Source organism: Modicisalibacter radicis, assembly GCF_900961225.1.
In the GTDB taxonomy this organism is placed as follows: Bacteria; Pseudomonadota; Gammaproteobacteria; order Pseudomonadales; family Halomonadaceae; genus Modicisalibacter.
The window spans coordinates 1-10,666 of sequence record NZ_CAAHFN010000085.1 but is presented as its reverse complement, the minus strand read 5'-3'; the positions used below and the strand labels follow the sequence as shown (position 1 = coordinate 10,666).

Sequence of the window (10,666 nt, the reverse complement as noted above, 5' to 3'; positions counted from 1 at the left end):
GGCGGTGACATCCTCGGCGGTGATGGTGCCAGCTTACCGGCCCGCAGGGTTACTGGCCACGCCGACTCGCCGGTCGTCGCTACGCCTCGGGATAGGCCTGTTCGGCGAGACAGGCGCGCACCTCGTCGTCGTCGGTCTGCTCGAAGCGCCGATACCATTGGCCGACCGCGCTGAAGTCCGCCGGCGTGGCCAGGCAGAGGGTTTCATCGGCCTCGCCGCGCAGCGATTCGAGGGAGTCGGCGGGCGCTACCGGCACCGCCAGGATGCAGCGCTGCGCGCCCAGCTTGCGTATCGCCTGAAGCGCCGCGCGCATGGTCGAGCCGGTGGCGATGCCGTCGTCGACCACGATCACATCGCGCCCGGCGAGTGATGGGAACGACCGTTCGCCGCGAAAACGCGCTTCGCGGCGCTCGAGCTCGGCACGCTCGCGATCGATGACGCGCTGCAGGGCGTTGTCGTCGACGCCTAAGCGCTCCACCAGCGCCGTATCGAGCACGCTGACGTCACCACTGGCCAGCGCGCCCATGGCGAACTCCTCATGGCCCGGCACGCCCAGCTTGCGCACGATCAGCACCTCGAGCGGCGCCTCGAGGGCGTGCGCGATCCGCGCGGCCACCGGTACGCCGCCGCGCGGCAGGCCGACGATCAGCGGGTTGCGATACGTGGATCGTTGCAGGCGCCCGGCGAGCCGCTCCCCGGCATCGTGGCGGTCATCGAAGGGCAAGTCGATAAAGGGCAGATCGGTCATGTGGCCTCCCGCGTGATTGCCATACCCCGTAGCGTGGCTGCCGGTCGCGGATCTGGCCAGCATGAGCGCGCCCGGCAAGCGCCAGCGGCCGGGCTAGGCGCGCCGGTAGCGCAGCGAGCGCTCGACCATGTCGGCGCCGGGGACATAGTCGCCGCGTGTCGCGGCGATCGCCCGGGCCAGCGTCAGCTCGGCGATCCGGGCATGATCCTGAGGCAACGAGTTGACCGGCTGTGGCAGGAAGTCGAGCAGCCGGTCGTCGCCAAAGGTCGCCAGGCGCAGCGACGGCGACAGGCCGCCATTGGCGAGCAGCACGTCGAGGGCGCCGTCGAGCAGGGTGTAAGAGGCGGTGATCAGGGCATCCGGCAGTCCCTGCTCGTCGATGAGCCGCTGCATCAGTCGTGCGCCGTCGGCGCGGTCGTACCGTTCGCCGGTACGGATCAGGGCCCTGCCGGGGTGGTCGTGCAGCGCGCGCTGGAAGCCGGCGCGGCGCTCGCGGGTGATCGACAACGTCTCGACGGCATCGAACCAGGCCACGCGTCTCGCCTGGTCGTCGAGCAGCGAGCGGGTCAGCGCCTCGGCGGCGGTCGCGTTGTGGCTGAGGATGCACACGAAGTGCGCGGGGTCGAGGGCGCGATCCACGGCGATCACCGGCAGGCCGCCCGCCATCAGCTGGCGATAGAAGGGGTCGTCAGGTGCCAGGCTGCTCGCCACGATCAGCGCCTGACAGCGCTGGGCGCGCAACGCCAGGGCCAGGTCGCGCTCGGTGCCGGCGTCGTCGTCGGAGCCGGCGATCAGCAACTGATAGCCCTGTTCCCGGGCGCCGCGTTCGAGACGCTTGGCGAGCCGTGCGTAACTGGCGTTCTCCAGGTCGGGAATGATCAGCCCCAGGGTGCGGCTTGCGCCGCGGCGCAGCGCGGCGGCCTGGGCATCGACCCGGTACTGGTGGCGCTCGACCATCGCCATCACCCGCTCGACCGTCTCGCGGCTGATGCGGCGTTCCTCGGCCTTGCCGTTGATCACGTAGCTGGCGGTGGTGCGCGAGACACCGGCGAGCCGGGCTATTTCAGCGAGAGTCATTGGCCTTCCTGTCGATGGTTGATGGCGTCGGCGAGGGTGGCGGCGACGCGCCCACGCCATCGGACTCATGGTACGGGTCGGGCCGCCGGGCTTATCCCCTGCGAAGGTCGTAGAGCGAGTCGCTTGATAAAACGAGTGGATCGTTTCAGCATGGCGTCACCATTAAGGTGACACGATTCAGCTTGCGGCGACAAGCGCCCGTTCAGCTAGCCTGTCGCTACCCACACTGCGAGGAGGCTTTCGCATGTTGACGCTCACCCAGCAGGACGTACTGCTCGGCTGTCGGGCCGCGGACTGGCGCGACGCCCTGGACCAGGCCGCGGCGGCGCTGGTCGACGCCGGACGCGCCACGCCCGAGTACCGCAAGGGCCTGCACGATCGCGAGGCCCAGTCGTCGACCTACCTGGGCAATGCCATCGCCATTCCCCACGGCACGCCCGAGAGCCGCGACCAGGTCCGCGAGACCGGGGTGCGGGTGCTGCAGTTCCCCGCCGGGGTCGACTGGCACGACGGCAATCGCGTCCACGTGCTGGTGACCATCGCCGCCCAGAGCGACGAGCACCTCGACATCCTGCGCGCGCTGACCCATGTGCTCGATCGGCAGGGCGTCGCCGAACGCCTCGCCGCGGCCGACAGCGCCGCCGAGGTGATTGCCGAGCTCTCCCGGGCGCCGGTGGTCGCGCGCCTCGATGCCGACACCCTGTGTCTGCGCTTTCCCGCCAGGGATCGTTTCGAACTGGCGCTGGCCGGTGCCGCACGGCTGCGCCAGGCCGGCTGCGTGAATGCCGACTTCGTCGCGGCGATCGCCGCCCAGGAACCGGTTTCGCTGGGCCAGGGCCTGTGGCTGGCCAGCACCGCACTGGGCGTGGACACCCCGGCACTGTCACTGGCGACCCCCGAGTCGGCGTTCGTCGGCCCCAAGGGCGCGGTCAATGGCGTGTTCTGCCTCGCGGCCCGTGGCGAGGCCCACCTGGGCCTGCTCGAACGCCTCGCCGAACTGCTCGACGCCAATGAAGGCGAGACGCTGGCCGACGCCGACGCGGCGACCGTGCTGGCGCGCCTGGCCGGCGAGAGCGCGGCGGCCGAAACCGTGCGCGCCCGGGTGCTCAACGCCCATGGTCTGCACGCCCGTCCGGCCAAGCAACTGGTCCAGGTGGCCCGCGAGCAGGGTCTGCCGGTCAAGGTGCGGCTGCTCGAAGGCAGTGCCGAGGCGGTCTCGGCGGCGAGCCTGACCAGGGTCCTCGGGCTGGGCGCGCGACGCGGTCAGACGCTGGTGTTCTCCGCCGAGGGCGCGGGCGCGGCGCAAGCCGTGCAGGCGATGGCCGAGGCGGTGCGCGACGGGCTCGGCGAGGAGGTCGTGGCCTTCGAGGAGCGCCGCGATGTCGATACCGAACCGCAGGTCACGGCGGCCGGCGCCTCCGCGCCCGAGCCGCTGCCCGCCGACACCCCGCATCCGGCGGTACCGGCGTCGCCGGGGATGGCGGTGGCGCCGGTGTTCGTGATGCGCCTGCCGCGCTTCGAGTATCCCGAGCGCGCCCGCGATCTCGACGGCGAGCGCGGCGGCGATCCGCAGGCCCAGAAGGCGCGTCTGGAACGTGCCCGGGGGGAGGCCGCCGAACAGCTCGAGGCGTTGATCCGCCGCGCCCAGGGCGGCGAGGTCGCCGAGATCCTGTCGATGCACGAGGAGATGCTCGAGGATCCCGAGCTGCGCGAGGCCGCCCACGAAGGCATCGACGACGGCTTGTCCGCCGAGGCCGCCTGGTGGCAGGCGGTGGACACCGCGGCACGCGCCCAGGAAGTGCTCGCCGATCGCCTGCTCGCCGAGCGCGCCGCCGACCTGCGCGACGTCGGGCGTCGGGTGCTGGGTCTGCTGTGCGGCGTCGAGATGCCCTCGCCCCCGGACACCCCCTACATCCTGGTGATGGAGGATGTCGGCCCTTCCGACGTGGCGCGGCTCGATACCGCCAAGGTGCGCGGGCTAGCGACCGCGCGCGGCGGGGCGACCTCGCACAGTGCGATCCTCGCCCGCGCGCTGGGCATCGCCGCGGTGGTCGGCGCCGGCGAACGGGTGATGACGCTGGAAAACGGCAGTGAGCTGATCCTCGACGGCGAGCGTGGACGGATCATTCCCGCGCCATCGGCGGAGCGCCGTGACCGTGCCGAGCTGCGCATGAAGGAGCGCGAGTTGCGCGAACGCGAGGCCTACGACGCACGTCATGAACAGGGGCGCACCCGGGACGGCCACCGCGTCGAGGTCGCCGCCAACCTGGGCAACACCGCGCATGCGCTGGATGCCGTCGAGTACGGCGCCGAGGGCGTCGGCCTGCTGCGCACCGAATTCGTGTTCATGGCCCACGCCGAGGCGCCGGATCTGGACACCCAGATCGGCGAGTACCGCGAGGCCTTCGACGCGCTGGACGGTCGCCCGCTGGTGGCGCGTACGCTGGATGTCGGCGGCGACAAGCCGCTGCCCTATTGGCCGCTGCCCCAGGAGGACAATCCGTTCCTCGGCCTGCGCGGCATCCGCCTGGCGCTGACCCGCCCCGAAATCCTCGAGACCCAGCTGCGCGCGCTGCTCACCGCGGCCGGCGAGCGGCCTCTGCGGATCATGCTGCCGATGGTCAAGGATGTCGCCGAGTTTCGTGCCGCCAGGGCGATCGTCGATCGCCTGCAGGCCGAGATCGCCGCGCCCGACGTGCAGCTCGGGGTGATGATCGAGATCCCTTCGAGCGCGCTGCTGGCGCCGAGCCTGGCCGAGGAGGTCGATTTCTTCTCGATCGGTACCAACGACCTGACCCAGTACACCCTGGCGATCGACCGTGGCCATCCGGCGCTTTCCGCGCAGTCCGACGGCCTGCATCCGGCAGTATTGCGGTTGATCGAGATGACCGTCGAGGCCGCCCACGCCAAGGGCAAGTGGGTCGGCGTGTGCGGCGAGCTGGCCTCCGACCCGCAGGCGGTGCCGGTACTGGTCGGCCTGGGCGTCGACGAGCTGTCGGTGTCGCTGCGCCAGGTACCGATGGTCAAGGCGCGGCTGCGCGAGCTGACACTCGATGACGCCCGCCACCACGCTGCGACCGCGCTGGGTCAGGCCACCAGCGACGCGGTTCGCGAAGCGCTGGAGGTGCTGTGATGGCGCGAATTCTCACGGTCAGCCTCAACCCCGCGCTGGACCTGACGATCCGTCTGCCGCAGTTGACGGCGGGGGCGGTCAACCGTACCGACGCGACGCGCCTCGAGGCGGCCGGCAAGGGCGTCAACGTCGCCCGTGTGCTGGTCGCGCTGGGCCATCAGGTGGCGGTCTCGGGGTTTCTCGGCGCGGCCAACGATGGCGTCTTCGTGCGTGCCTTCGCCGAGCTCGGGGTCGAGGACGCCTTTCGCCGGGTGCCCGGCGAGACGCGCATCAACGCCAAGCTCGCCGAACATGACGGCCGGGTCACCGATATCAACGGCCCCGGCCTGGCAGTCGATGGTGGCGATTTCGCGGCGTTGCTCGACGAGCTCGACGCCCGCGCCGGGGATGCCATGCGACGCCCCGAGGCGGTGGTGATCGCCGGCAGCCTGCCGCCAGGCATCGGCCCCGAGGATCTCGCCGTGTTGATCGAGCGCCTGTGCGCGCACGGCCTGCCGGTGTGGGTCGATACCAGCGGCCCGGCGCTGGCCGCGGCGATCGCCGCCCGCCCCAGTGCGGTCAAGCCCAACGAGCAGGAACTGGCCGAGTGGGCGGGCGAGGCGCTGGACAACGCGGAAGCACGGCTGCGTGCCGCGCGGGCGCTGTATCGGGCCGGCATCGACGAGGCGCTGATCTCGGCCGGCGACGCCGGCGTCCTGTGGTTCAGCCGGCGCGGCGCCTGGCTGGCGACACCGCCGGCGGTGGACGTGGCGAGCACCGTGGGCGCCGGCGACACGCTACTCGCCGGCATGCTGCACGGCGTGCTTGCCGAGTCGCCCGCCGCGGACGTCCTGCGCCTGGCCACGGCGCTATCCGCCGAATCGGTGCGTCACGTCGGGGTGGGCGACCCCGCCGCCGCCGATTTCGGCGATCTCCAACAACATACGCGCGTGCGTCGTCTCGAGGTCGACGCCAGCGACGCACAGGGAGCCTCCGCATGAACGTGATCCTGATTACCGCCTGCCCGAGCGGCATGGCGACAACCTTTCTCGCCGCACGGCGACTCGAGCAGGCAGCCAGGCAGCGCGGTTGGCAGGCGACGGTCGAGATGCATGGCGAGCTGGAACCGACCCGGCCGGTCTCGTCGGCGACGATCGATGCCGCCGACCTGGTGATCGTCGCCGCCGAGCGGATACCCGAGCCGCAGCGTTTCGCCGGCAAGCGCGTGTTTCAGGCGCCGATCTTCCAGGCGCTGCCCGATCCGCGCGGATTCCTCGAGCGCGCCGAGCGCGAGGCGCAGGCGTTCGAGCCGGGGCAGGCTTCCGGCGAACCGGCCCCCGCTTCGAGCTCGCCGGGCAAGCGCATCGTCGCGGTGACCGCCTGTCCGACCGGGGTGGCGCACACGTTCATGGCCGCCGAGTCGCTGGCCGAGGCCGGCCGCGCCCAGGGCCACCGGATCCGTGTCGAGACGCAGGGCTCGGTGGGCGCGCAGGATGAACTGACCGAGGATGAGATCCGCGAGGCCGATGTAGTGATCCTGGCTTGCGACATCGAGGTCGATCCGACCCGTTTTGCCGGCAAGCCGATCTGGCGCACCTCGACCGGTAACGCCCTGAAAAAGCCCCAGCAGACCATCGACGAAGCGCTGGCCGGGGCCGAGATCGAAAGCGCCGCAGGTGCGTCAGGATCGGGCGGCAGCGAGCGCAAGAAGAGCGTCAAGGAGAAGGGCGTCTACAAGCACCTGCTCACCGGCGTGTCGTTCATGCTGCCGATGGTGGTGGCCGGCGGCCTGCTGATCGCGCTGTCGTTCGTGTTCGGTATCAAGGCCTACGAGAACGAGGGTACCCTGGCCGCCGCCCTGATGCAGATCGGCGGCGGCAGTGCCTTCAAGTTGATGATTCCGGTGCTCGCCGGCTATATCGCCTATTCGATCGCCGATCGGCCGGGGATCGCGCCGGGCATGATCGGTGGCTGGCTGGCCGCGGACATCGGTTCGGGGTTCATCGGCGGGATCATCGCCGGCTTCCTCGCCGGCTACGTCGCCAAGGCGGTAATCAGGTATTTCAAGCTGCCGGCGAGCGTCGAGTCGCTCAAGCCGATCCTGATCATTCCCCTGATCGCCAGCCTGGTGACAGGACTGGTGATGATCTACGTGGTCGGCGAACCGGTGGCGGCGATCCTCTCCGGGCTCACCGCTTTTCTCGAGAACATGGGCTCGGCCAATGCCGTGCTGCTGGGGCTGCTGTTGGGGGCGATGATGTGCTTCGACATGGGCGGCCCGGTCAACAAGGCCGCTTATACCTTTGGCGTGGGGTTGCTGGCCTCCGAGACCTACGCACCGATGGCGGCGATCATGGCCGCCGGCATGGTTCCGCCGATCGGCATGGGGATCGCCAGCCTCGTGGCGCGCCACAAGTTTGCCGTCGCCGAGCGCGAGGCCGGCAAGGCCTCGTTCGTGCTGGGGTTGTGCTTCATCACCGAGGGCGCGATTCCGTTCGCCGCCAAGGACCCGCTGCGGGTGATCCCGGCGTGCATGGTAGGCGGCGCGGTGGCCGGTGGCTTGTCGATGCTGTTCGGCGCCAAGCTGATGGCGCCGCACGGCGGGGTCTTCGTGCTGCTGATCCCCAATGCCATCTCGCCGGCGCTGCTCTATCTGCTGGCGATCGTGGTCGGCTCGTTGATCACCGGGTTGGGCTACGCGATGCTCAAGCGCGGCAGCGAGGAGGGGGCGGTCGGCGTGGCCGGATAAGGGCCGCCGCAGGCCACCGGGGCGCCGCCGGATTCAGGACGGCGGCGCTTTTTCAGCGCCCGGGGCGAGACAGGTTCGTTAAAAAAAACAACAAAAGATTACTCCGCTGCTTAACATAGGTTCTCTGCACTTTTTTGATACCGAACTAGAGTTCGATGCAAGGGGCAGGGTATCAAGGACGATACGAATACTGCGAGACGACCCGGCCGATGAGTCACGGCCGAGTAACAGGACCAAGTCTCGCAGCCTGACCCCTTCCTTACAGTCGCTGCAACGCCAATAAACGGAAGGTATTCACGGACGACGAATCGTGCCGAAAGGGAGACAGCACCATGGCGCAACAAGAATTCACACCGACCACTGCACGACTCCAGCAAGACTCACTGATACTCGCCTGTTCACACGAACATCAATCGTTGAACCGCTATCGCCTGCTTTCACTGCGTTTCCTGCCCTACAGCGTGGCCTTGAGCCGGCTTTTCGAGGCCTTCGCAAGCGAAAGCGAGCAGCGTATTCAAGCGCTTATGCAGATGGCCAAGTATTGTCAGGCGGTTGGCGTCTTGCCGGCCATATCTCCCGCGATTCAAGTCACGAGCGATCATGACAGGCGCCATTTCTTCGTGGTCGACGATACGATGGCTGGCCTGGTTCTGGTGGATATACTGTTTTGCGAACATCAGTCGGTGTTTTTCTACCAGCAGTTGAGCAACGCTAACTGCCTGCCCGAACTCAATGCATTATTGGTCACTTTCGCCGAGCAGAAACGCGCGGAGTGTCGAGTATTGCAGGAAAGCCAGGACCATTTGTTGCTCGATGGCTGCATGCCCGAACGGCAACGAGTCGCGTAACGTTATACCGGCGGCTCGGCGTCCGTTACACGGCGTCCGTTACACGGCGTCCGTTACACGGCGTCAGAATCATGATCCGGCATCGCCTATCCCCGTCGCAGCAAGCGGCACCGCAAGTCCCGATATTGACCGTTGTTCTCCGTTCGCCACCGGAATACGTTCCGGTGGCTTTTTCTTGGAAGGCCTCCAACGGCCACGGATGGGCACTCCCGGTGTCGGAGGCGTGCTGGACGGCGACGGCAGGCTGGACGATGGCGGGGTGATATGGCCAAGATGGAATCAGCTCGACTTGCTTCGCTGGAGCGTCAGTCACCCGACCCTGGAGGCACCAAATGACCCAGCCCAACATCCTGGTACTGATGGCCGACCAGGTGAACGGCACCCTGTTCGAGGATGGCCCCGCCGATTTCCTGCACATGCCGCATCTGAAGTCACTGGCCGAGCGCTCGGTACGCTTTCGCAACGCCTATACGCCGAGCTACCTGTGCGCGCCGGGGCGGGCTGCCTTCATGTCCGGCCAGTTGCCCTCGCGCACCGGCGTCTACGACAACGCCGCCGAATTCCAGTCGGCGATTCCGACCTGGGCGCATCACCTGCGTCGTGCCGGCTACGAGACCTGCCTGTCGGGCAAGATGCACTTCGTCGGTCCCGATCAGTTGCACGGTTTCGAGTCGCGCCTGACCACCGACGTCTATCCGCCCGATTTCGGCTGGACACCGGATTACCGTAGACCCGGCGAGCGCATCGACTGGTGGTACCACAATCTCGGCTCGGTGACCGGGGCGGGCGTGGCCGAGATCTCCAACCAGATGGAATACGACGACGAAGTGGCCTTCCACGCCGAGCAGAAGCTGTTCGACCTGTCGCGTGGCCATGATGAGCGACCCTGGGCGATGTGCGTGAGCTTCACCCATCCCCACGACCCCTATGTCGCCCGGCGGAAGTTCTGGGATCTCTACGAGGATTGCGAGCACCTCGAGCCCAAGCTGGCCGAACTAGCCTACGAGCAGCAGGACCCGCACTCACAGCGCCTGTACGTGGCCAATGATTACACCAAGTTCGATATTCAGCCCGAGAACGTGCGACGCGCGCGGCGCGGCTATTTCGCCAACCTTTCCTACATCGACGACAAGATCGGCGGCATCATGGACGTGCTCGAGCGCACGCGGATGGCCGACAACACCATCGTGCTGTTCGTCTCCGACCACGGCGACATGCTCGGCGAGCGCGGACTTTGGTTCAAGATGAGCCCGTTCGAGGGGTCGTCGCGGGTGCCGTTGATGCTCAGTGCGCCGGGCCTCGAGCCACGCCAGGTCGATACGCCGGTCTCGGCGATCGACGTCAACGCCACGCTGGCCGATCTGGTGGGCATCGACCTCGGCGAGATCGAACCCTGGACGGATGGCCAATCGCTGCTGCCGCTGGCGCGCGGCGAGTCACGCGATGCGCCGGTCTACATGGAGTACGCCGCCGAGGGCACCGAGGCGCCGTTGGTCACCATTCGCGAGAAGCAGTGGAAGTTCAACTATTGCGAACTCGATCCGCCGCAGCTTTTCGACCTCGAGACCGACCCCGACGAACAGCACGATCTCGCCGAGGATCCGAACTATCGCGAGACACTCGAGGCATTTACCCGCAAGGTGCACGAGCGTTGGGATCTGGCGCGTTTCGACGCCGAGGTACGCGAGAGCCAGGCGCGTCGTCTGATCGTCTACGAGGCGCTGCGCAACGGCAACTATTTTCCCTGGGACCATCAGCCGCTGCAGGTTGCCTCCGAGCGCTACATGCGCAACCACATGGACCTCAACGTCCTGGAGGAGGACCAGCGCTTCCCGCGTGGCGAGTAGCCCGCCCGCGTGCAATGCCAGCGGCGTGCCCGAACGCGCTGCGGCCTGCTGGTGTCTACGACCAAAGAAACTGCCCGTCGGCGTCCCCGGGCGCTGGGAGAACGGGCGGTTTTCGCTACGCTCTACTATGGTCGATCGTCAAATCACCGATGACAACAAGGAGCACGCGCCATGATCTACGCCAACCCCGGAAGCGACGGCAGCGTCGTCGGCTTCGAGAAACGCTATGGCAATTACATCGGCGGCGAGTTCGTCGCCCCGGTCAAGGGCCAGTACTTCGACAAC

The 10,666-nt window shown here is 68.0% G+C and carries 7 protein-coding genes; 5 read left to right on the top strand and 2 right to left on the bottom strand.

The window, feature by feature from the left end; translation table 11 throughout:
- Positions 1-79: 79 nt before the first annotated feature.
- Together HR9077_RS15885 and cra are read right to left on the bottom strand one after the other, a co-directional pair.
- Positions 80-748 (bottom strand): phosphoribosyltransferase, encoded by a 669-nt coding sequence (locus tag HR9077_RS15885; RefSeq protein ID WP_136068036.1) that lies wholly within the window; start codon positions 746-748, stop codon positions 80-82.
- A gap of 93 nt (positions 749-841) precedes the next feature.
- Positions 842-1,825 carry a catabolite repressor/activator gene (cra, locus tag HR9077_RS15880; protein ID WP_136068035.1) on the bottom strand — a complete coding sequence of 328 codons (984 nt, stop codon included), beginning with the start codon at positions 1,823-1,825 and terminating at the stop codon, positions 842-844.
- Positions 1,826-2,069: 244 nt separating this feature from the next.
- Here cra and ptsP point away from each other — a divergent pair, with 244 nt between their 5' ends.
- The 5 genes from ptsP to betC all read left to right on the top strand — a co-directional run bounded on the left by ptsP (position 2,070) and on the right by betC (position 10,381).
- The gene (ptsP, locus tag HR9077_RS15875) at positions 2,070-4,958 is read left to right on the top strand and encodes a phosphoenolpyruvate--protein phosphotransferase (protein WP_136068033.1); all 2,889 of its coding nucleotides are present in this window, start codon (positions 2,070-2,072) and stop codon (positions 4,956-4,958) included.
- Positions 4,958-5,938 (top strand): 1-phosphofructokinase, encoded by a 981-nt coding sequence (pfkB, locus tag HR9077_RS15870; RefSeq protein ID WP_136068031.1) that lies wholly within the window; start codon positions 4,958-4,960, stop codon positions 5,936-5,938. Before ptsP ends, pfkB begins: the two co-directional genes overlap by 1 nt.
- Positions 5,935-7,686 (top strand): PTS fructose-like transporter subunit IIB, encoded by a 1,752-nt coding sequence (locus HR9077_RS15865; protein WP_136068029.1) that lies wholly within the window; start codon positions 5,935-5,937, stop codon positions 7,684-7,686. The genes pfkB and HR9077_RS15865 overlap by 4 nt, the downstream gene beginning before the upstream one ends.
- A 332-nt stretch (positions 7,687-8,018) precedes the next feature.
- Complete coding sequence (locus tag HR9077_RS15860) at positions 8,019-8,534, top strand: hypothetical protein (RefSeq protein WP_136068027.1); 516 nt, start codon at positions 8,019-8,021, stop codon at positions 8,532-8,534.
- A 332-nt stretch (positions 8,535-8,866) separates the two neighbouring features.
- Positions 8,867-10,381 carry a choline-sulfatase gene (betC, locus tag HR9077_RS15855; protein WP_136068025.1) on the top strand — a complete coding sequence of 505 codons (1,515 nt, stop codon included), beginning with the start codon at positions 8,867-8,869 and terminating at the stop codon, positions 10,379-10,381.
- Positions 10,382-10,666: the final 285 nt, after the last annotated feature.